This window comes from Xenorhabdus thailandensis, from assembly GCF_037996785.1.
GTDB lineage: Bacteria > Pseudomonadota > Gammaproteobacteria > Enterobacterales > Enterobacteriaceae > Xenorhabdus > Xenorhabdus griffiniae.
On sequence record NZ_JBBMXF010000007.1, the window covers coordinates 946,355 to 968,664 of the forward strand.

Below are 22,310 nucleotides of genomic sequence, written 5' to 3' on the forward strand. Positions count from 1 at the left end.
TCTGTATGAAGCTAAACAGCTAAGTGGTCGGATGAGATGATGATTAAATGTAGACAGTTCCGGCATTATTGGAACCACTTTGTTAATTGATTGTGACAAATATCATGAAATAGAGCTTCAATCGTCCCTTAATGAAAATCTATTGAGGCGAGAAATTCCTCTTATTTATCAGGCGCGGTTTTCCGACTAACCTGGTGTTTTCTGCTGCTCGATGTATTGCCGGATGATCGAGATCGGCGCACCTCCGCAACTACTTGCAAAATAGCTCGGTGTCCACAGAACGCCTTTGTAGTAATAGCGTAGAGCAATATCTGGACGGTCACGCCGAAGCAGCCTGCTGGAAACGCCTTTAAGACTGTTGACCAGATTCGATACTGCGAGCTTTGGCGGGGAGTTGATCAGCAAATGCACGTGGTCGTATTCGCCGTCCATTTCAACCAGTTCAACACCAAAATCAGCACATACGCTGCTAAAGTAGCTGCGTAGCTTTTCGATGGCATCAAGATCGAATATCTTTCGTCGATACTTGGCGACGAATACCAAGTGGACGTGCATCAGGAAAACACCGTGTCTTCCGCGTCGACTATCAGTTTCTTTTGTCATAGACCAAAGTATAATGATAGTCATGAAACGACTTCAAGCCTTCAAATTCCAGTTAAGACCAAATGGTCAGCAGGAGCGCGATATGCGACGCTTCGCAGGGGCTTGTCGCTTCGTTTTTAACCGTGCACTGGCACTCCAGAATGAGAACCATGAAGCAGGGAATAAATATCTCCCCTACACCAAAATGGCTTCATGGCTGATTGAGTGGGAATCCGTACCTGAAACACAATGGCTGAAAGAATCTCCCTCGCAACCGTTGCAGCAGTCACTGAAAGATCTGGAGCGCGGCTACAAAAATTTCTTCCAGAAGCGGGCTGCATTCCCCCGCTTCAAAAAACGTGGTCAACATGACTCATTCCGCTACCCGCAGGGCGTGAAGCTCGATCAGCCCAACAGTCGAATCTCGTTGCCAAAGTTAGGGTGGATACGTTATCGCAACAGCCGTGAAGTCATTGGCGAAGTGAAAAACGTCACGGTCAGCCAGTCATGCGGCAAATGGTACGTCAGTATCCAGACTGAATACGAAGTGACTGACCCTGCTCACAATGCAGAATCAATGGTCGGACTGGATGCCGGAGTAACAAAACTTGCCACGCTTTCAGATGGCACGGTATATCAGCCAGTAAGCAGCTTCAAAGCAAACCAACGTAAGCTGGCAACACTCCAGCGGCAGTTGAGTCGCAAAGTAAAATTCAGCGCAAACTGGCAGAAACAAAAACGGAAAATCCAGTGTTTGCACTCACACATTGCCAATATCCGGTGCGACTACCTTCACAAAGTCACCCGTGAAATCAGCAAAAACCACGCGATGATCGTCATTGAAGACTTGAAGGTCAGTAACATGTCGACATCGGCAAAAGGCACGGCAGAGAAGCACGGAAGAAACGTCAGAGGCAAATCAGGCTTGAACCGCTCGATACGGGATCAAGGCTGGCATGAAATGCGCCGTCAGCTTGAGTACAAGCAGCTCTGGCGCGGTGGTCAGGTAGTGGCGATACCGCCGGCATACACCAGCCAGCGGTGTGCCTGCTGTGGTCATACGGCGAAAGAAAACCGTCAGACGCAAAGTCAATTCGTGTGTCAGGTATGCGGCTACACCGCGAACGCGGATGTAAACGCCGCACGTAATATTTTAGCGGCAGGACATGCCGTGCTTGCCTGTGGAGGGATGGTGCAGCCAGACCGCCCGTTGAAGCAGGAACCCACCGAGGTGAGTCAGGCTTCGGTCTGAACGCTGTAGGAATCCCCGTCCTTTAGGGCGGGGAGGATGTAAAGATTGTCACATGTTTTTAACGGTGCATACTGTGAATATATTCTTACGGAATGACGAATAATTAAGGCTTGCTAGGAAACAGAAGTAATAGAAATAAGTGGGGAGAAATGGAGTTATGGGAAAAATAACAGATTGGGTGACGTTAACCGGAAAAAGTGTGACTTTAATACCTTTATCACATGACAGGCATGATGAATTTGTTCGTGCTATTGAGGATGGACAGTTACATAAACTGTGGTATGCCAGTGTGCCTGATCCTGCAAATGTCCAGGCGGAAATTGAACGTCGTTTAACCCTGCATGGCAGGGGTAGTATGTTACCTTTTGCTGTCATCAATAACGCAACGGGGATGGCAGTTGGCATGACAACTTATATGAATATTGATGGGAATATTCCCAGATTGGAAATTGGTTCTACATGGTATGCACATTCTGTCCAACGCACATCGATTAATACGGAAGCAAAGTTTTTACTGTTGCAGTATGCATTTGAGGAACTGGGATGTGTTGCAGTGGAACTCCGTACCCATTTTTTAAACCATCAAAGCCGTAAGGCGATTGAACGATTGGGCGCAAAATTGGACGGGATTTTGCGTCATCACCTGCGAGCCAAAGATGGTTCAATAAGGGATACTTGCGTTTATAGTATTCTGTTCAATGAATGGCCCGCCATTAAAACGCATCTTACATGGTTAATGACGAAGCCACGTTGAGTGTCTAATTGATATTTTTGGCAGAAAATCAGGTGACTTTTAGGGATGCCTTGATATCGTTTTCCAAATCATCCAGTAATTGATAACGCCGGCGATATTCGGCGCGTTTTTTACTGGGGATCTCATCCAAAGATTTTCTTTCTATATAGGAGGGTAAATGGAAATCATTATTTTCATTTCTGATGCCACTTAGCGATTCCCAGAAAGAATTGTAATCGGCCACCATTTTATTTTTCTTTTTATGCCAATAACGGATGCTACGGTAGATATGAGTCTCATTACTGGCCGCCAGGATCTGCTCACAATTCATATGATCGGCAAAACGACAAATAGCCTCAATCAACAGGCGCTTGGGGAATAATCCATAACACTCTTTAGTTGCATGGCGGATAATCTCCAGAGAATTATCCCCTTTAGTTGGCCCTTGTAGTGCACCAATAAAGAGTGTCTGTTTGCCATCAATTGTTAATAAAGTGAAAGCACACTTGGCCAAAATGACATTCTCCGCAGTAGTCATATAGAGAGAAAGTTCACCTTCTTTATTCAGGTTGTCCAGTGCGTCAATATATATTAGAAATGTTTCATTTTTCCCTTGAATGGTTGCCAGTAAATAAGCATGAACAGCAAAAATACGATTAATAACAGTAGATTCTAACTGTTTGAATAATATTTGATAATGATCATTCAGAGCGCCGACAATCTGGTTGCGCTTAAAATTAATGCTTAAATATGGACGATGTAATTTACAAGGCCAACTGGGTTGTTTTTTCAGAATGTCCAAATAATGAGGCGTTCTGGTAATGCCATTCAACAGTTTTAATGTTGAAATGGGAGTCAGAAGACTGCGTAGTGCAAATTTGGTACGGGTACCGGAAGAATACCAGAGTTCCCCTGGGATAATACGTTTTCCGACAAGATCAGCAAATAGCTTTATTCCTGAAGACGTAGGTTGTTGTAAATAACTCATCAATACTTAAACTCAACAAAAAATATTTATACTTACTGAATTTCAAGTTGCAGCATAGTGGCAAGAAAACAAATCCCCAAGAGCATAATGAACTCTGTGGTTATAACTACGTAACTATGGGGGATAAACGTAGCCAGCAAAGCTGTAACTTGAAAGGTGATGGGGATAGACGGTTCTTATTATATCATTGATTTATCAAATTCTGCTCGAATGTTTACAAAATATACCATTATTTTAATTTTATTTATTTTTTATAGTAATAAGTATTATTTCAATAAAATAATACTTATTTTTTGATAAATTATTCCTTAAATGATATTTATATTTTATATATTTATCTTATTTATGTATTGTTTTTCTTTAACGTTGCGAGGCTTTCAAACTAGTTTCATATGTAATAGAGGAAATGGGTTCCCTTGTCCATCAAGCTCTGAGCGAGAAAATACCTGAAATCCCATATATTGGTAGAAACCGACGCCTTGTGTATTTTGTTCGTTTACATCCAATTCGTTGATCCGTAATTTGTTAATGGCAAATTGCAGTAACATCTTACCGATCCCTGTTCCTCGCGCTTGTGGCGCAATAAACAACATTTCTACTCGATGTTGATCGGTACTAATAAATCCTACGATATTATCTTGTTCATCCACCGCCTTATAAACAGTGAGATTGGGTAAATAATCATTAAGAATTTGTGGGCGTAAAACTTCTATCATAGCCCTGGGCAAGAAATCATGAGTAGCAAGTACAGAGGCTTCCCAAATCTGAATTAGTGTCGAAAAATCAGTTTTGCTGGCTTGTTGTATTTTCATTTGATATCCCTAAATTTTTCTGTTGCTTTCGGTTTCAGGATGGGTGTTTTTTCGGCTATCTTAAAGTAAAAATAAGAAAATACAACTGAGTTAATACCGAGCGTTAGCTCACTATTTGTTGTGCCTTTTAAAGATTATTAACGCGTTAAATAACGATTAAACAGTGCTTTTATCGAGCAAAATGCGCCTGTATAAGCAACGGTTCTTTAAACTTTTTACGCAGCAACAGTGACCCCCGCTAGCCCATTAGCAAGAATGATTTTGAAGTGTGTCATCATCGACAATATCAACCATGCGTAGACAGTTGGCGATGACAGCATGGATAAAGACTTCTCGATTGGAGTGTGAAGACACGATGATATCATCGGTGGCGCCATGTACGCCTGCATAAATCAACAATGTAGTAATGTGTGGATGATCTACTTGCCACACCTTGGCTTGCGTCCCATTTTCGAGAATGGCCTGTAACTGTTTCAGAATGGTGTTCTTCTCTTGGTTATTTCGATCGTGATGGTGATGGTTGGCATAAACAATATCGTGTGTTCGGTACGTTTCGGCGTAAGTTTCAATGTTCACTCGAATCCACGTACAAAGCCGACCAAGCCAGTCGTTGGGTTTGCAGGTATCGATAGCCTCCTCAAGCCGTTTAAGAGCTGCGTAGTATAGCGCTCCTTCAACGCCTCAAGTAGCTCGTTCTTGGAGGCAAAATAATGGTAAAAGATCCCCTTAGCCACCTGGGCCAGTTTGACTATTTCATTAATCGTCGTTGCATCAACACCCTGTACCAGGAAGAGGTGTTCAGCTGCCGCCATCAATTCATCAAGGCGTACTTCAGCTGGCTTGGTGCGTGGGGTTTTTGGAATTTCCAATTCGTGCTGGTTTGTCTTGTGTCTCATTGTGCTATGTCAATTTTACGTGCTGAAAACAACTCCCCAGGTTTCGGCTGCATTCACAGAATCGTGCCACAAATACCTGGCTACGTAATGGAGTTACACTGGCATATGAGTGCCATGTGTGTTCATAGACTACATGCTTTGATGCGAACAGCAAAGTGATGCTGCTGTAAATACGTCAGGTCCGCTTTGAGAGCCTCGAATCGGTCACGTTGACAACCTACTATTATAGTCGCTGGATATACTTTGTTAGCCTTGGCAAATATGGCTTCGTTTGTCTTAGGATTTACCGGCTACGCCAGCCTGTTTTTCTTGTCACTATTTTTACAGCAAGCACAGGCCGATTCACCGGCGCTGGCTGGATGGCATCTCATGCCACAGTTTGTTACCACAACAGCTGTATCGCTACTCTTTGGGCGTTTGACGACACGCATTCCTCTCCAGCTCCTAATGGTTGGGGGCTATAGCATGGTTGGTTTGTCCATGTGCATGATGTTGGCTTTTGGTCCATACACGCCGTACATTGTTATTGGGGCTGATCTTGCGTTATTGGGGGTGGGAATGGGGCTGGCAATCCCGGCAACTGGTATGATGGTTATGGGATATGCACCTCCTGAACGGGCTGGTATTGCTTCAGCCACAATGAATGCCCTTCGGCAGCAAGTGATCTCGCCCGTCGTGCGGTCGTCAATCATGTTCTGCCTGCAAATCAAGATTGGCTGAATGATATTTACCGAGCTGCAATGGCAAGTGGATTTGGGTTGGCGATGCTGTGTGCTGGCTTGGTTGGCCTGTCAATGGCATGTCTTTTACTATTTTTCAGCACTGATCTCGCTACATCACATACAAGTTCTGTGAAAAAGTGGTGCGTAAAAGTTAAAAGCGGTGATTTCTAAATAGGTTTTTATAATAGTGAACCACTACGAATCGTAGGGGGTTTAATGCCTCGTAGTGCGAGGCATTAAGTTGTACCTATCATTTTGACAAACTATTTAGCTTGCCAGTACACGGTCTTTGCGATACAAGCTCGCCAGCAGCATATAAATCGCAGTAGCCAATAACACAATGAAAAAGAAACTCATCAATCCATTGTGTTGAACCTTAAAGTAGTGTTGTAGCATAAAATGCCCTGCTACCAGTGGCCCAACGGCGGAACCGACACTGTAACTTAACAACATGACCTGGCTTGCCGCTACAATATAGGATGCATCCAGCTTGTCACAAGCAAGGGTAATCGCAATGGGATACAGCGCAAAAGATGACATGCCCAAAAGAGCCAGTGACACTATCATGACAATATAATGTTCAAAGAGATAGGTCATTCCTACGGCAAATACACCCAGTAATGAAACCATTGCCAATAAAAAAGTTTTGCTCATGATGACGGACAGTTTACTGATAATGGGTTGTATGACCATTCCGCCTAGAATAATGGCTGCCATTAATACACCGACTTGATCGGCACTGAAATGACTTTGGCTGAGTGATAAAGGCATCAGACCATAGATAGTGCCCATAATAATGCCCGATGTCATGCAACCAACGATCGCAGGTTTACTGAATTCAGTCATTTTTCTTAGCGATAGACTTTGGTGGTGGAGCGCAGGAGGTTGACCATGACGCACGAATAATGGAGGCAAAATTGCGACAAACAGCAGTGCCGAAATGACCATAAAGGGGATCATTCCCTGTGTGCCAATAGGCCCGATCAATAATTGTCCTAAAGTTGTTCCACCGTAAAGAGACGTCATATAAAAGCTCAGGCGTCTGGCTCGTTCTTTGGGGTTGTCACCGATCAATAACCAGGATTCGACCACGACAAAGATACCGGCAACGGCCACGCCGGCAATACATCGCACAACTAACCAAATTTCTTTATTTGGAAAAAAAGGCAAGAGGATAACAGTTGCTGATAAAAGCAACAAAAAAGCAATAAATGAAAGGCGGTGACCTATCTTGGCGATAACAGGCTCAATCATCATTGAGCCGATTAATAAACCGGCATAATAAGCACTGGCTAACCAACTGGCATAAACTGTATCAATGCTGAAACTTGCCATCGACAGTGGAATTAAGCTCATTAGGTAACCAGAAGCAATGGCAAAAACAGTCAAGCCGGCGACAGGTACAAATGCACTGTCATTCTTGCGCAGCAGTTTCACTACTGTCGTCTCCACATAAAAAAATCAGCCAAAGGCGCTGCTTCTCATCACGTTTTTTCCGAATAGCGGTCACGATATATGCCAAGGACTGGAATATATCTTGATGATTTAAGCAGTAGGTAAGTCACTCAATAACCGTGAGTGGTGCGGACTATAGCCCTTTCTCACAAAGAGATACAACGAGAAAAACTGATACTTATGAATGAAAAGATTTATGGAGAAAATGGTTATGTAAATTCGAGGGCAAAGCACGTAAGAAGTGAACATCATAAAAATATGAAGCTGTTATTAGTCAAAAATAATTGTAAGTACCATAAAATGGCTGGTTTCCTTAAGGTTCTGTTGGATATAAAAATATTCCATCCACGTGCGATGAAATAGCGTTATTTCACTCAATTAATTTTTTGTTGAAAATATCTAGTTCTGCATCATGTTTTTAGTATGGAGGCAATAAAATGATACTTTCCTCTTAAGGAATATTGAATGTGTTTATGCGGCCGTTATTTTCTAAAACAAGGCTTGGTCAAAAATAGATTAATAAATAATTATAATGCATTAATGAACTGGCATCGGGGAAGTTTATAAGATTTCTTAATTAAAAGAAAAAACAATGTTTATTGTTATATTAAAACTGACTTAATTACTATACCAATCTAACTTCAAGACGCGTGTGATTTCTCCCCGCGAAATGAGGAGAAATCAGGTTTCATATGGTATTGTAAATTGCAACTTGAAGTTTAACTCGTATAGAAAAGGCTTCATTTGTGAATTGATAATCGTTGCCAAAACATAAATAAAAACTACTCCGTAATGAAGCCTGTCTTCCTATTTTAGCCTATTTAAGGCGAGCTGTTTATTCAATAGCGCGATATTTTCTGCCGTGTTTTCTCGGTAAATCTGGTAATCATCTTTACGAAAAATAACATCCAGCCTCAGTGTGATAAGGAATATGGCTGTTAAAATAGTTGCATTAAATAAAACTATTACAGCCTTATCTTTAAATGATGTAGTTAACATTTTATTGTTGAATATCTGTATCCCAATTAGTTAAAATGGTCTCGCCATTGGCAAATCTATCCGGTATCAAAGTAGGCAAAATTGCCTGTGTCTCAATGAATTCCACACTTGATATACCTAAAAATCCGACCGATTTCAATGAGCCATTTTGCTAATCAGGTTTTCATCAGGTCGATAAACCGCTTTTTTGTGTAGCAAGACCCTTCCCGATTTATCCTGGCAGTGGAGATGAAAAGAATGTTTGCCGAGATCAATACTAACGCGATATTGTTCAATGATGCTGGGTTCTTAATAAAATAATCTCCCTGTTAATATACTGCTGCTTGGGAGACGGAGAACCATTTCATTATCTGGTGGTCAAGGTTTCTCAGCCTTGAAAGAGTCATCCACTGGTAGGAAATTTCTGCCAGTGTGCCTGTTATCGCCATCATCAATATTAATTAATGGAAGAGGTAGCAGGAATGAATAACGTTAAAAATGACTGGCATCAAGCCGATATTATTGCTGCATTACGTAAGTGTGGACCAACCTTAGCGGCTGTCTCTCGTGAAGCAGAACTTAGTTCATCTACACTGGCAAATATTCTTAGCTGTCCATGTTCTAAAGGTGAATGGAGCTTCTCGAAATACATCCCTCAGAAATCTGGTCTAGCTGCTATTTTGATTCGTATGGCAGATTAATTGAACACCACGCTTGCCATAAGCCACTGTAATAGTTATTCATCAGTTCTTGAGATCCGAACTTAGCCATTGTTAGAAATCATGGCGTTTTGCATTTCAAGTGGTGATTAGAAAAGGAGCAAGGTAAACGTCGAATATTCAGGGGATGTGATAAATATCACAGAGAGAAATATGATAACGGCTTATTACCGTAGCGATGTTAATCGATTATACCTCGCGTACTGCCAGAAGGTATCCTAGAAAAAACTAAGGGGTCGCACTTTTGATGCAACCCCTTGATAAATCTGGTGGCCCCTGCTGGACTTGAACCAGCGACCAAGCGATTATGAGTCGCCTGCTCTAACCACTGAGCTAAGGGGCCGTCGAATTGGGGAGATTATACGGCACAGTTTGGTGTTAGGTCTAGCCCCCAAAATTCGTATGCGTATTTTATAGACAATAATCAGTATCTTTTAACGTATTTCAGCCTATTGGAAGTAATCTGAACGCTTTTTTAGTGATGTTGGTTGCTTTTATAATAAATATTTCTGATTATTCGTTGGTCTCTGATCATAATCTGGTCAAGAAAATCTTGTTAGTCCAGTTTTGTGTTTTTCCACCCTTCTTATGCTTTTACTTTTTATAAAAATTTTTGGTAAATAAATATGAAAAAAGATCAGCTATCGACTGCTATTTGGGGCCATCACCAAATAGAAGATTACTTTTTTTCGTCTATCAGCCAAATGTCCCAGCATTTCAGTGAAAGGATTCGAGTCTATGTGACAGGTGTTGAAACGGATTCATTGAATTTTTTGTTGGTGATCAATGTTAGTGAACAGACTGCTGGAGATTTACAAAGGGGAATTCGGTTACTGGAAGAGAAGACTTATGTCCCTTTTACAATTGTTGCTGTAGAGCCAGATAGTCAAATTTTAGCAGTGATTCAGCAGGCTGGATTTGTGTTGGATGCTGATAGCATAACTACAGCTATGCAGCTTGATTTGATGGATTGGCAGATGAACAACGTCTCGGTTATGGAATATGACATTCGGTGTGTTGACCACTGTTTAGATGATTGGGCAATCCCGATAGAGAGTGCATTTGTGACAGATGACGCTATTTCTGGGCAATACCAAAAATGCCATCAGGCGGCCTTGGATGCAGGAAAAAATTTGCAACATTATACCTTTTATATTGATGAGATGCCGGTTTGCTCTTTGACTCTATCAAGATTAAATAATTTTGTCCGTCTTGATGATATTAGTACGGTGGTGGAAAAGCAGCGAAGGGGATATGCTTTTGCCTTGATCAATTATGTACTGAATAAAGCTAAACAAGATGGTGCAACTGTATGTTATTTGGATGCTTCTCGCTATGGTAATGGGTTGTACCGGCGTATTGGGTTTAAGCCATTGTTTGAATATCAGGGATTTAGTCGCAAATAATAAAAAAGCGTCTGTCGAAACAGACGCTTTTCAGATTTATCACTAAATCCGTTGATTAGTCATCAAGGAAACTACGCAGTACTTCGGAACGGCTCGGATGGCGCAGTTTACGTAGTGCTTTTGCTTCGATCTGACGAATACGTTCGCGGGTTACATCAAATTGTTTACCCACTTCTTCCAAGGTATGGTCAGTGTTCATATCGATGCCAAAGCGCATACGCAGCACTTTCGCTTCACGTGCAGTCAAACCTGCCAGCACATCATGAGTCGCCGCGCGCAGGCTTTCTGACGTTGCTGAATCCAGCGGCAGTTCGAGAGTGGTATCTTCAATAAAATCGCCCAGATGTGAATCTTCATCATCACCCACTGGGGTTTCCATGGAGATTGGCTCTTTGGCAATTTTCAGTACCTTACGGATCTTATCTTCAGGCATCATCATACGTTCTGCCAGCTCTTCCGGTGAAGGCTCACGACCCATTTCCTGCAACATCTGGCGGGAAATACGATTGAGTTTGTTGATGGTCTCAATCATATGTACTGGGATACGGATGGTACGTGCCTGATCCGCAATAGAACGTGTGATAGCCTGACGGATCCACCATGTTGCGTAAGTTGAGAATTTGTAACCACGACGGTATTCAAATTTATCAACCGCTTTCATCAAACCGATATTACCTTCCTGGATCAAATCGAGGAATTGCAGGCCACGGTTGGTATATTTCTTCGCAATCGAAATAACCAGACGTAAGTTAGCCTCAACCATCTCTTTTTTCGCACGGCGGGCTTTCGCTTCACCGATTGACATTCGACGGTTGATGTCTTTGACCTGTTCAATGGTCAGGCCGGTTTCTTCTTCGATCTGGCGTAACTTTTGCAGGCTACGCATAATTTCTTCTTCAACTTCCAGCAACTTGTCAGACCATGGCTTATTCATTGCTTTTGCAGCGGTGAACCATGTATCAGTGGTTTCATTGCCAGAGAACAGCGTAATGAAGATTTTCTTCGGCATTTTGCATTGTTCAACACACATCTTCATGATCTGACGTTCTTGAAGACGTACGCGATCCATCATGGAACGCATGTTGTTGACCAAGTGATCAAACTGCTTTGGTACCAAGCGGAACTGTTTAAATACTTCAGATAAAGTTAATATTTCTGTTGCGGTATTAGGATGATTACGACCATAAGCCTTAATCGCCTGACGAGTCAGCTCATATTGTTCACGCAATTCTGAAAATTTCTGGCGAGCGACTTCTGGATCAATGCTGTTATCCTCTTCGCTGTCAGTATCATCATCACGATCTTCATCATCTTCGTCATCTTCGTCGTCAAGTTCTTCCTGCGGAAGTTCTGAGCCAACGTGAGTGGCAGTTGGGGCAAGATCTTCTTCTGCATTAGGATCAACGAAACCCGTGATCAAATCGGATAGACGACTCTCGCCGGATTCAACACGGTCGTATTGTTCTAACAGGTAAGTAATTGCTTCTGGGTATTCAGCAACGGAGCACTGCACTTGGTTGATGCCATCTTCAATGCGCTTTGCAATGTCAATCTCACCTTCGCGAGTCAAGAGTTCAACCGTGCCCATTTCGCGCATGTACATACGAACCGGATCGGTGGTACGACCGATTTCTGACTCAACACTAGATAGCACTTGCGCAGCTGCTTCCACTGCGTCTTCATCTGTGTCATTTGTGTTTTCTGCCAACATGAGGTCATCGGCATCAGGTGCTTCTTCCATTACCTGGATGCCCATGTCATTGATCATTTGGATGATATCTTCTATCTGATCAGAATCGACGATATCTTCCGGCAGATGGTCATTGACCTCAGCATAGGTCAGATAGCCTTGCTCCTTACCTCGAGTGACAAGTAGCTTTAGCTGTGACTGCGGGTTTTGCTCCATAAGACGGTATCCACACTTCAGAGTATTGGTTGGGGTCGGTCGGCGAAACAAATATGCCAACAATAATATTTAGGGGCGTTTTCATTGTATTGCCGCTGCCCTCAATTGCGGCAATTGTAGGGTTACCTGCCCTACCTAATGCGGCATTTAAGCCGTGAATTCTGTATCTGTGATTTTAGGTTTTGGTTTAGAATTTGTTTCACCAAGCTATATTTTTATCAAGCGATAGTTTCAGCAAATCATATTAGGGATATAAACCTTATATAAATAAGCCAAATAGTATAACCAGCAAGTTAATGTAAACTTGAAGGAATATAGCCTTGCTGAAACAGATTCTTATTTCCTCGCACCAGATAGTGTAATTAACCGGACTTCTTCACGCTCTTCTGGTGTCAGGCCTTCAGTTCTCTCTTTAGCCATTAGAAAATTAAAACGTTCATCAAGTGCTGACGCAAAAAGATGGTTCAATGCATCGCTGAAAGTCTTTTCAGCAATCTCTTCTATCTGTATATCGTTCCATGCAGCGAGTTTTTCAAGCTGTTTAGCATACTTATTATCGCGATATTGCTCCAACAGTTGCCCAGTGGTTAAACCGGGTTGCGCAAGGCATGTGTCGACAAGCTCTATGAATAATGGCAGTCCTGCTATCTGAGTAGGAAACATTCCCTGTAACGGGGGAACCAATGTCGCTAAATGCGGATTCTGTACCAGTAATGCGATCAGTATGCGCATTGTTGTTGGTTTCAGTTTTAGCGCCTGATAAGTATTGGTATCTTTTTTGACAAGTTTTGCCAAAAATCGTTCCAATTGTGTTGTATCAGGCGTACCTAACAGGTTTCCAAGTTCTTGAAGCAGGTAAAGTCGCAGAGTTTCCCCTGGGATAAGACTTATCAGTGGCATGGCTAGCGAACTGAGTTTAGTCGCTCCTTCTGGGTTACTTAAATCAACCTGCGGCAAGAGTGATTCAAACAAAAATGTAGATAAGGTCAATGCCTTTTCCATTCTCTGCTCGAATGCTTCCCGTCCTTCTTTGCGAACCAATGAATCAGGATCTTCACCATCAGGCAAGAACATAAAACGTAATTGCCGACCATCATTCAGATAAGGCAGTGCGGTTTCTAATGTACGCCATGCGGCATCACGACCTGCACGGTCACCATCGTAACAACAGATGACATTATCGGTTGTCCTGAAAAGTAACTGAACGTGTTCAGCTGTCGTGGATGTTCCCAGAGACGCCACGGCATAGTCAATGCCAAATTGGGCTAGCGCAACAACATCCATATAGCCTTCAACTACCAATAGCCTTGTCAGGGTATTGTGGCTTTGCTGTGCCTCATAAAGGCCATATAGCTGGCGGCCTTTATGAAAAATTTCTGTTTCCGGCGAGTTCAGGTACTTGGGAAGTTCATCTCCCAGCACCCGGCCGCCGAATGCAATCACGCGACCACGACGATCGCGAATGGGGAACATCACCCGCTCGCGGAAACGATCATAAGTTCGGCCATTGTCGTTCGTGACCAGCATTCCTACATTATTTAGCTGCTTACGCTCTTCCGCATTATGGGCAAACCGTTTTAAGGTGTTATTCCATCCCGCAGGCGCAAAACCAATGGCGAAACGCTGGATGATCTCTTCACTGAGCCCACGTTGAGCCAAATATTGTCGGGCTGATTGGGCGCTGGGAGTCTCCAGTGAATGCTGATAGAAGCTATTGAGCTTCTCCATCAGTTGGTAAAGATTTTGCCTTTGGTGACGTTCGATTTGACTACTGCCGGAACCTGTTTCGTAGGGGATTTCCAGCCCATGCATTGCTGCCAGTTCTTCAATGGATTCGACAAATTCCAACCTGTCATAGTTGATTAAAAAATCAATGGCATTACCATGTGCCCCGCAACCGAAGCAATGGTAAAACTGCTTATCACCATTCACAGTGAATGAAGGGGTTTTTTCGTTATGAAAAGGACAGCACGCTTGATGGTTTTTGCCTTTCTTTTTCAAAGGCACCCTAACATCGATCAAATCAATGATATCGGTTCTTGCTAACAAGTCATTGATAAATGCGCGTGGAATTCGTCCAGCCATAAGCCCTTTTTCGCCTGTTGATGAACGAGAATAAGCCGCGCTTCCTTTGGGAAAGCACGGCCTTTAACTGCAGTAGTTTGTTAATACAACCACTAAGCGGACTGACCGCGTAGATTAGTACAAACGAGTGCGGCGTGCGTTTTCGCGAGCTAGCTTCTTAGCATGACGCTTAACGGCAGAAGCTTTAGCGCGTTTACGCTCAGTCGTTGGTTTTTCATAGAACTCACGACGACGAACTTCTGCTAATACGCCTGCTTTCTCGCAAGAACGCTTGAAGCGACGCAGTGCTACGTCAAATGGCTCGTTTTCACGTACTTTAATTACTGGCATGTGCCTCTCACCTCAATAGAAATCGGGTTTGTCGCTGGCGTGATAGTGCCAGCCGTCTTTAAAATGGTGCGGAATTTTACTTCAATGAACACGGCCTTGTAAAGTGCCGAGGCAATTGAAACCGATAACGCCACGGGTTATAGGGTGCCTTTTTGTCTATAAAAAGAGCAGCCTGATACCGACGTTATTAACATTAACCACACAGGATATTCAAGTAGGGCATTGATTATAGACTAAACAGAAAAAATAGCCAGCATGTAATGGATTCAGTGGTGAGAATATTGATATGGAAGGTGTGTCGGCAGAGAATTCAACAATAGATAGTGTTACACTGTTGCGCGTTGAAAGGAATGCGAATGTATATGACCAGATAACGAGACACGAGACGACGAGACAAATAGTGCAATGCGAGTTTTAGGTATAGAAACGTCCTGCGATGAAACCGGAATCGCAATTTATGACGAAGAAACCGGTCTGCTAGCCAATCAATTATACAGCCAGGTCAAGCTACATGCTGATTATGGTGGTGTTGTGCCTGAACTGGCGTCCCGTGATCACATTCGTAAAACGGTTCCTTTGATTCAGGCGGCTTTGAAGGAAGCAGGGTTGACGAGTAAAGACATTGATGCAGTAGCTTATACTGCGGGACCGGGATTAGTTGGTGCGTTGCTGGTTGGGGCGACCATTGGGCGTTCACTGGCATTTGCCTGGGATGTACCGGCTATACCCGTGCATCATATGGAAGGCCATTTGCTGGCTCCGATGTTGGAAGAAAACAGCCCTGAGTTTCCTTTTGTTGCTTTGTTGGTTTCAGGTGGCCATACCCAGCTTATTAGTGTAACGGGTATCGGTGAATACAAACTGTTGGGTGAATCCATCGATGATGCCGCTGGCGAGGCTTTTGATAAAACAGCAAAACTGCTTGGTTTAGATTACCCAGGCGGGCCAGTGCTTTCCCGTATGGCGCAGCAGGGGAAGGCGGGACGTTTTATTTTCCCACGTCCGATGACCGATCGTCCGGGATTAGATTTCAGTTTCTCTGGCCTGAAAACGTTCGCAGCGAATACCATCCGCGATAACATTCATGGCCATAATATGGCTGAGGATGAGCAAACCAAGGCAGATATTGCCCGTGCATTTGAAGATGCAGTAGTGGATACACTGGCAATTAAGTGTAAACGCGCGTTGGAACAGACTGGTTTCAAACGTCTGGTGATGGCAGGCGGAGTGAGCGCAAACCGAACATTACGTACCAAAATGCAGCAAGTGATGGAAAAGCTGGGAGGAGAAGTCTTCTACGCTCGACCTGAGTTCTGTACTGATAATGGAGCAATGATCGCGCTGGCTGGTATGATCCGTTTGCAAGGCGGTACAGCCGGTGAATTAGGCGTAACGGTGAAAGCGCGTTGGCCGTTAGCGGATCTTCCTGCTTTGCACAAGTAATCACCAACATAGAGGTGATGTCTTCGCCTCAGTGATAAAATAGATAGTCTGTTTTATCTCCAAATTTAACCGTTGGTGCTTGACTCACATTACGGCGCGAGCAAGGCCTCCAAGGTACTATAAAAATTGCACCTTAATCAGTTAGTACCTAACTTTTGGGGTGCAGTTCAAAACGACTGAGATCTTGTTTTCAAAGTAAAATATTAAAGCAAGTCTGAAATCATATATTATTTGAACCAGCCGCTGGATTGTTTCTCGCGAGCCCGCCCCTCACTTTCTAACAGAGATTTTCCACCTGATGACAAATTACGATTAACATCAGCTTCTGACTGGATAACATCTGTTTCTGCTGCTTGAGCTTTTAGTTCTTGATCAATGAATTCGTTTTCTCGTTTTACTCTAGCTGAACGTTTCTCCAATTCGAGTTTTTTCATCTCCAATTCGAGTTTGCGTAGCTCATCTTCATAGGCTTGATCTCGTTTTTTATCTGCGGCCGTTTCAGCAAGTATTCTCTGTTTTTCAGCTGCTTGAATAGCTTCTTTTTTTCTGATTTTTTCTGCTCTGGCTGCCGCTTCTTTTTGTTTTCTTTCTCTTTCTGCTTTGGCTGCTCTTTCTAATTTAGCTTGTTGAGCATCGCGTTGTTTTTGTTCTTCCGCTTTACCTTCACTTTCAGCTTGAGCGATAGCAGAAAGCTGGCTTTGAAGAGGAGAAGAAAAAACAGGCATAGAGAGAGTGACTAATAAAGAGGAAATGAAAATTTCTTTAACCATGATTCACCTATTTATTATTTTTTATCTGGACAAGCGGCATTAGGCTGAATGCGGGTTTCATTTTGTTTAGTTGAAATAATGACAGCCAGCCCAGGCGTGAATTGGCATACACGACCAACTTGAGTGGAGGTATAAATTTTAGTTTTTTCTTTATATGTCAGGGAAACACCTTCAACCAATACCTTATCCTTGACTAATGAACCCGCGGCTGCACCAACAGCCCCACCACCTACTGCACCCGCTGCGGTACCCAGATTGGAACCAGAACCTACGTTATAACCTGCAATACCACCAGCTACTGCACCAAGAATGGCGCCAAATGTTTGAGCTGCCTGTTTATTGGATTTGTTTTCTACAGCAACTTTGGCAGGAAGCACAGAAATGATATTCACTGTCTTTGTTTCCTGTTTTGCATTTAATTGAGTTGTGTCATAAACATCTGCTGCAAATGAATCAGCATTGGATTGACATCCGCTAATGATAATAGAAGAAGCGGCGATTACTGAGATGCATAATGATTTAATTTTCATTCTTATTTCCTATCACAATAAAAAAAAGGATATAATAGTGCATTCTTTTGTGATAGAAAACAAGATCATATCCACCCGCTATACTTGTTTTTGGCTTGGCTGTAATTAAATTATGAAAGAGTATTGAGAATATTTTATTGTAATTAATTTATTGAAAAATAAGGTTTTTATCTAATGAAAGTTAGGGGGGATATTTCTGATGGGAAAATATGCATATTCATTGCTGTGAAATTTTGACGTATTAGGCTGATGAAGGATTTGATCCTAACCATTGGGTAAGCAGATAAAGCAGTCTGTTATCTGTATGGGGGAATATGTACGGAATACAAATCTTATTCCCCAGAAGTTAGCCACCAATCTTTACATTACACATAAAACTGATATTTGCAATCACTACAGTTATCCCAAAAGGGGGAAGGGGTTTACACTTTTGTTTTACAGATAGTGGTCAGTCCTCGTGTTGCTTTTGTTCTTGAGTTGCTTGGGTTTTTTCTTTATCGGTCATTTCCTGTTTCTTTTTCAATTTCTGCCAGATACGGCTTTCTTGTCCTCGCCAGAGGCGTTGAATATTATCGTGATGACGCATAAGTACCAGACATGACAACATGGCAACGGGAAAAGTAAACTCAGGTTTGAACCACCAGACGTAGAAAGGTGCAATTAGTGCACTGACGATAGCACCTAATGAGGAATAGCCACTTAACAGCACTGTTAGCAGCCATGTTCCTGTGATCAGACCCATTAGATCCCAACCGATGGCAGCAATGGCACCGAAAGCGGTTGCAACGCCTTTTCCTCCCTTGAAGTGGAAGAAGATGGGATAAATATGTCCCAGACAGGCAGCAATAGCGGTAATACCTAAATAAAATGGGGAAACGTTGAGTTTGTATGCCAGCCAAACCGGTATTAGCCCTTTTAGGACATCACAAACCAGTACTGCTAATGCAGCCCATTTACCACCGATGCGCAGTACATTTGTTGCCCCAGGGTTACCGGAGCCATGCTGGCGGGGATCGGGAAGTCTTGCCAAACGGCAGATCAATATCGCGCTAGATATAGAGCCACATAAGTACGCGAAGATGATCATGCTAAGCGCGATTGCACTCATAAGATATCTCCAATGAATAAGGGTCGTTTTCTTCAGTCTAACAATGGATAATACGCACATTTCGTCGGAAGTGGTATCTGGCGAACCGAAAAATGGGGAAAAGGTCGTGATGGATATCGTATTTATTGAAGAATTAACGGTGATTACCACTATTGGTGTTTATGACTGGGAACAAACAATTAAACAGAAATTAGTGTTCGATATCGAAATGGGATGGGACAACAGACGAGCCTCCTCCAGTGATAATGTTGAGCACTGTCTGGATTATGCCAAGGTGAGCGAGGCGATTATTAATCACGTGGCAGGCCAACGTTTTGCTCTGGTCGAACGAGCCGCAGAAGAAGTGGCAGGTATTTTGCTAAACCAATTTCATTCTCCTTGGGTCAAGGTTAAGGTCAGTAAACCCGGTGCGGTTGCACAGGCAAAAAGCGTCGGCGTAGTGATTGAGCGAAGTGCGGGCTAATTGAAAAAGCGTCCCAATTTATTAATGAATGGTTTGGGACGCTAAATGGATGGGGGAATCGATTGTTGTTTCCAGTCTGCGATGGCAATGTGTCGCTGACGTTCCAATTCTGTGCGGATCTCGGCTCCCTGAAATCCACGGGCAATCACTTCCTGGACGCTGACTTGGCTGGCAATGGCGAACACGTTGCGTAAATACTCAGCTTGTGGGTAAGGTGAAGTTTCTGCTTCTGGGTATCCACGGTTGTCTGCTTCGCTACAGGTAATGAGTTGTTCAATACGTTGTGGTTTACGCCAGGCATCCACGGCATTAAACAAGCTCAGCAAGGTTTCTGGCGGTAATTGTTCTACGGTATGTACCCAATTGTGATATTGCGTCACAATCGTGGCTAGGTCGCGTGCCGAGTTGGGAATACGTAGTCGTTCGCACATTTGTTTCAGCGACGTTATTTCGATATGGCTACATAGTGAGGCGAAACGAATGTCTGTCTCTTCGCTCAATTGGGTGGATATCTGCAAAACGCTTAATGAATGAAGTCCAGCATCATGTTCAAGCAGAGGAACACCGAACAGGTTATCTATTTCAGGAAAGAGTACAGCCAATGCTCTGCAATCACGCAAAATCTGAAAATAGATTTGTGGTGATTGTGAAGTGAGCGCCTTTTCAGTTTCTCTCCAAACGCGCTCAGGAGTTAATGAGGATAATTCACCACTTGCGACCATGTATGTAATGAGCGCTTGGGTCTCAGGTGCAATTGAAAAGCCTAAATGGGCAAAACGGGCCGCAAAACGAGCCAAACGCAGCACTCGCAATGGATCTTCTGCAAATGCAGGGGAGACATGGCGCAAGATACGATTGTTGAGATCATTGGCACCATGATAAGGATCGATCAATTCACCTTCACGAGTTTGTGCAATAGCGTTAATCGTTAAATCACGGCGCAGCAGATCTTCTTCCAGCGTCACGTCGGGAGCGGCATAACAGCTAAAACCGGTATATCCCTGACCGGATTTTCTTTCAGTGCGTGCCAGAGCATATTCTTCATGAGTTTTGGGATGCAAGAAGACAGGAAAATCTTTACCAACTTGCTGATAGCCCTGAGATAGTAGTTCCTCTGGGTGACTGCCAACGACAACCCAGTCCCGTTCGGTGACAGGCAGGCCTAATAATTGATCGCGAACGGCGCCGCCAACCAAATAGACTTTCACGTTTATTTCCTTAAATCAGCTCATCCAACGATCTTTCTTTTTCCGACGAGGAATAATGTGTGGCAATATAAGCCCCAAAATCAGGCCAATTCCCGCAACCCCACCGCCATAGGCAAACCACTGCAAGATGATTTCTCTTTGTTTATCATCCAACTGCAAATTGGCCACTTCTACCTTTTTCTCAGCCACGGTTAATTTGCTCTGGAGCTGGGCATTCTCTTTTTTTAGATCACTGATGATCTTATCGCTGTTTGCCACTTTGTTCTGCAATTCAGCGGTACGCTTATTCCACTTATCGTCAATGGTGGCCAGATTCTCAGTCAGTGTTTTGATCTCTTGTTCCATTGCAGGAAGGCGCTCACGCAGGCTTGGAATGGCGCTGAGTTCATTTGCGAGTATCCAGCTTGTACGCCCTTTGCGATCCTGAATTTGCAGGAAACCATTATCTGATTTAGGGCTGACTAATATGACTTCTTCGCCGGCATTCAATGAGCCAATGATACGGTTTTTAATGCTGGGGCCGCTACGAATATAAGCTGATAATTCCTCGGAAACATAACGTTTTTCTTCAGCGTGTACGGATAATGGAAGAGAGAAACTCAATAACAAGATCAATAATCGATGTAGTTTTTGCATTCTGTGCTCAACTGTTCTTTGTGTGTGGATCAATCAAGTATGGACAATCGTAATTTAAACTACCCAAGGGATAGTAAAGAGTTAAGTTTGTGGGCGCAATCAGTAAACCAGAATGAATGCGAATCAACTGACCGAATACACGCTTTTTAAGTTTTTTTTGGCGAAGAGAAAGTGATGTTTGTTGAGATAATACCCTATTGTGGTTTATTTTTCTCTTCTGTGAAAGAAAGTGTAAACAGGATTAAGAACGAATTCTGTAATATCCATTGAGGAATAAAAAATATGAGTTCTGTAGAAATAGAATTGAAACTGTCCGTGAAGCCTGATGCAATACCGGCAGTTCGCCAGCAATTATTTCAGTTTCCTCATGATTACACTGCACCACAACACTTGACTAATATTTATTTTGAGACGCCAGATAATCAATTGCGACGTTGGGATATGGGGTTGCGTATCCGGGGTTTTGATGGGCAATATGAGATGACTATCAAAACGGCGGGTAAAGTAATAGGTGGGTTACACCAACGCCCTGAATTCAACATCCCGTTATCCCAGCCTAAATTAGACCTGACACTGTTTCCTGCACTTATCTGGCCTGAAAATACCGATCTCGCCCATTTACAGGCACAATTGACGGAATTATTCAGTACCGACTTTAGCCGTGAAAAATGGCTCGTGACCTATGGAGAAAGCGAAATTGAAGTGGTATTGGATCAAGGTACGATTTTTTCTGGCAATAAAGATTCATGCGATCAGACATCACCTATTTGTGAGTTTGAGCTGGAACTGAAAAACGGCAATATTATCGATATCCTGTCATTGGCAAACAAACTGGCATCACAGAATGGCCTGCGTTTAGCCAATAAAAGTAAAGCTGCCCGGGGATATGCGCTTGTCCATGGTTTGTCCCATAAGACATTGCCAAAATTACCAAACGAGTTGGAATGGCAGCAGCCATGGTCTGTGCTTCTACCTGAAATTTTGGCGCAATGGCAGGAGCAAGAAGAAGGATGGCTGGTGGGTTTACCAGAAGGTAAAACAGGACTAGCGCAGGTTTTGCAGTGGGTAATAAAGCTGGTTGAAAGAAAAACTGAACGTTTACCGATCTTGGACTTATTGCTGGAATTAAAGGCGGCTTTATCCATGAACAATGCGAGGGCTGAAATCTTGTCTTCTGAAACCTTGTGTTATAGCGCTTCTTGGTTGCAATGTAAGCTGGCATTAATGCAGTGGCTGCTGGCTCAGTCCCGATAATCCCTTTTACTTTTTAAAAAACGGTCATAAGGAA

Annotated in this window: 21 protein-coding genes, 1 tRNA gene and 1 pseudogene; 8 read left to right on the top strand and 15 right to left on the bottom strand. The window is 43.1% G+C overall.

Going from position 1 to position 22,310, the window contains the following annotated elements; all coding sequences use genetic code 11:
* Window positions 1-186: 186 nt before the first annotated feature.
* The gene (gene tnpA, locus AAC853_RS06900) at window positions 187-603 is read right to left on the bottom strand and encodes an IS200/IS605 family transposase (RefSeq protein WP_338885602.1); all 417 of its coding nucleotides are present in this window, start codon (window positions 601-603) and stop codon (window positions 187-189) included.
* Window positions 604-625: 22 nt separating this feature from the next.
* Between tnpA and AAC853_RS06905 the strand changes: the two genes are divergently transcribed.
* Window positions 626-1,834, top strand: coding sequence for an RNA-guided endonuclease InsQ/TnpB family protein (locus tag AAC853_RS06905; protein ID WP_340614048.1), 1,209 nt, complete (start codon window positions 626-628; stop codon window positions 1,832-1,834).
* A gap of 157 nt (window positions 1,835-1,991) precedes the next feature.
* On the top strand, window positions 1,992-2,588 hold the full coding sequence (locus AAC853_RS06910) for a GNAT family N-acetyltransferase (protein WP_340614049.1): 597 nt from the start codon (window positions 1,992-1,994) through the stop codon (window positions 2,586-2,588).
* A gap of 28 nt (window positions 2,589-2,616) precedes the next feature.
* Here the strand turns inward: AAC853_RS06910 and AAC853_RS06915 are convergent, their stop codons facing one another.
* The 4 genes from AAC853_RS06915 to AAC853_RS06930 form a co-directional block, all read right to left on the bottom strand.
* Window positions 2,617-3,555 (bottom strand): VirK/YbjX family protein, encoded by a 939-nt coding sequence (locus tag AAC853_RS06915; RefSeq protein WP_340614050.1) that lies wholly within the window; start codon window positions 3,553-3,555, stop codon window positions 2,617-2,619.
* 377 nt (window positions 3,556-3,932) lie between these two features.
* Window positions 3,933-4,367: an acetyltransferase gene (locus AAC853_RS06920; protein WP_338884281.1), complete on the bottom strand. Its 435-nt coding sequence runs from the start codon at window positions 4,365-4,367 to the stop codon at window positions 3,933-3,935.
* A 246-nt stretch (window positions 4,368-4,613) separates the two neighbouring features.
* On the bottom strand, window positions 4,614-4,943 hold the full coding sequence (locus AAC853_RS06925) for a hypothetical protein (protein WP_340614051.1): 330 nt from the start codon (window positions 4,941-4,943) through the stop codon (window positions 4,614-4,616).
* Window positions 4,940-5,263: a TetR/AcrR family transcriptional regulator gene (locus AAC853_RS06930; protein ID WP_340614052.1), complete on the bottom strand. Its 324-nt coding sequence runs from the start codon at window positions 5,261-5,263 to the stop codon at window positions 4,940-4,942. The genes AAC853_RS06925 and AAC853_RS06930 overlap by 4 nt, the downstream gene beginning before the upstream one ends.
* Window positions 5,264-5,506: 243 nt before the next feature.
* On the opposite strand from AAC853_RS06930, the gene AAC853_RS06935 reads away from it, so the two are divergent.
* A complete protein-coding gene (locus tag AAC853_RS06935; RefSeq protein WP_340614053.1) occupies window positions 5,507-5,983 on the top strand; it encodes an MFS transporter in 477 nt (158 codons plus the stop codon).
* Between the two features lie 269 nt (window positions 5,984-6,252).
* On the opposite strand, the gene AAC853_RS06940 is transcribed toward AAC853_RS06935, so the two are convergent.
* Window positions 6,253-7,422 (bottom strand): MFS transporter, encoded by a 1,170-nt coding sequence (locus AAC853_RS06940; RefSeq protein WP_338884286.1) that lies wholly within the window; start codon window positions 7,420-7,422, stop codon window positions 6,253-6,255.
* 1,478 nt (window positions 7,423-8,900) lie between these two features.
* On the opposite strand from AAC853_RS06940, the pseudogene AAC853_RS06945 reads away from it, so the two are divergent.
* Window positions 8,901-9,151: pseudogene (locus tag AAC853_RS06945) on the top strand (helix-turn-helix domain-containing protein).
* Window positions 9,152-9,404: 253 nt separating this feature from the next.
* Here the strand turns inward: AAC853_RS06945 and AAC853_RS06950 are convergent.
* Window positions 9,405-9,480 (bottom strand) — tRNA-Ile (locus tag AAC853_RS06950).
* A 283-nt stretch (window positions 9,481-9,763) separates the two neighbouring features.
* Between AAC853_RS06950 and AAC853_RS06955 the strand changes: the two genes are divergently transcribed.
* Window positions 9,764-10,543 carry a GNAT family N-acetyltransferase gene (locus AAC853_RS06955; RefSeq protein ID WP_338884288.1) on the top strand — a complete coding sequence of 260 codons (780 nt, stop codon included), beginning with the start codon at window positions 9,764-9,766 and terminating at the stop codon, window positions 10,541-10,543.
* A gap of 55 nt (window positions 10,544-10,598) precedes the next feature.
* Here AAC853_RS06955 and rpoD read toward each other — a convergent pair whose 3' ends face one another.
* From rpoD to rpsU, 3 genes are all read right to left on the bottom strand, one after another.
* Window positions 10,599-12,449, bottom strand: a complete 1,851-nt coding sequence (gene rpoD / locus AAC853_RS06960) for an RNA polymerase sigma factor RpoD (RefSeq protein ID WP_338884289.1) — start codon at window positions 12,447-12,449, stop codon at window positions 10,599-10,601.
* Between the two features lie 336 nt (window positions 12,450-12,785).
* On the bottom strand, window positions 12,786-14,534 hold the full coding sequence (dnaG, locus tag AAC853_RS06965; RefSeq protein WP_340614054.1) for a DNA primase: 1,749 nt from the start codon (window positions 14,532-14,534) through the stop codon (window positions 12,786-12,788).
* Window positions 14,535-14,648: 114 nt separating this feature from the next.
* Window positions 14,649-14,864 (bottom strand): 30S ribosomal protein S21, encoded by a 216-nt coding sequence (rpsU, locus tag AAC853_RS06970; RefSeq protein ID WP_001144069.1) that lies wholly within the window; start codon window positions 14,862-14,864, stop codon window positions 14,649-14,651.
* A gap of 405 nt (window positions 14,865-15,269) precedes the next feature.
* On the opposite strand from rpsU, the gene tsaD reads away from it, so the two are divergent.
* Window positions 15,270-16,307, top strand: a complete 1,038-nt coding sequence (gene tsaD / locus AAC853_RS06975) for a tRNA (adenosine(37)-N6)-threonylcarbamoyltransferase complex transferase subunit TsaD (RefSeq protein ID WP_338884291.1) — start codon at window positions 15,270-15,272, stop codon at window positions 16,305-16,307.
* 227 nt (window positions 16,308-16,534) lie between these two features.
* Here the strand turns inward: tsaD and AAC853_RS06980 are convergent, their stop codons facing one another.
* From AAC853_RS06980 to plsY, 3 genes are all read right to left on the bottom strand, one after another.
* The gene (locus tag AAC853_RS06980) at window positions 16,535-17,077 is read right to left on the bottom strand and encodes a DUF5384 family protein (protein WP_340614055.1); all 543 of its coding nucleotides are present in this window, start codon (window positions 17,075-17,077) and stop codon (window positions 16,535-16,537) included.
* A 14-nt stretch (window positions 17,078-17,091) separates the two neighbouring features.
* The gene (locus tag AAC853_RS06985) at window positions 17,092-17,607 is read right to left on the bottom strand and encodes a hypothetical protein (RefSeq protein ID WP_338884293.1); all 516 of its coding nucleotides are present in this window, start codon (window positions 17,605-17,607) and stop codon (window positions 17,092-17,094) included.
* A gap of 448 nt (window positions 17,608-18,055) precedes the next feature.
* A complete protein-coding gene (gene plsY, locus AAC853_RS06990) occupies window positions 18,056-18,715 on the bottom strand; it encodes a glycerol-3-phosphate 1-O-acyltransferase PlsY (RefSeq protein ID WP_338884295.1) in 660 nt (219 codons plus the stop codon).
* A gap of 109 nt (window positions 18,716-18,824) precedes the next feature.
* Here plsY and folB point away from each other — a divergent pair, with 109 nt between their 5' ends.
* Complete coding sequence (gene folB, locus AAC853_RS06995) at window positions 18,825-19,178, top strand: bifunctional dihydroneopterin aldolase/7,8-dihydroneopterin epimerase (RefSeq protein ID WP_338885511.1); 354 nt, start codon at window positions 18,825-18,827, stop codon at window positions 19,176-19,178.
* Window positions 19,179-19,219: 41 nt separating this feature from the next.
* Here the strand turns inward: folB and AAC853_RS07000 are convergent, their stop codons facing one another.
* Together AAC853_RS07000 and AAC853_RS07005 are read right to left on the bottom strand one after the other, a co-directional pair.
* Complete coding sequence (locus AAC853_RS07000) at window positions 19,220-20,386, bottom strand: multifunctional CCA addition/repair protein (protein ID WP_340614056.1); 1,167 nt, start codon at window positions 20,384-20,386, stop codon at window positions 19,220-19,222.
* 15 nt (window positions 20,387-20,401) lie between these two features.
* Window positions 20,402-21,022, bottom strand: coding sequence for a TIGR04211 family SH3 domain-containing protein (locus tag AAC853_RS07005; RefSeq protein WP_340614057.1), 621 nt, complete (start codon window positions 21,020-21,022; stop codon window positions 20,402-20,404).
* Between the two features lie 282 nt (window positions 21,023-21,304).
* Here AAC853_RS07005 and AAC853_RS07010 point away from each other — a divergent pair, with 282 nt between their 5' ends.
* Complete coding sequence (locus tag AAC853_RS07010) at window positions 21,305-22,276, top strand: CYTH domain-containing protein (protein WP_338884298.1); 972 nt, start codon at window positions 21,305-21,307, stop codon at window positions 22,274-22,276.
* Window positions 22,277-22,310 lie beyond the last annotated feature (34 nt).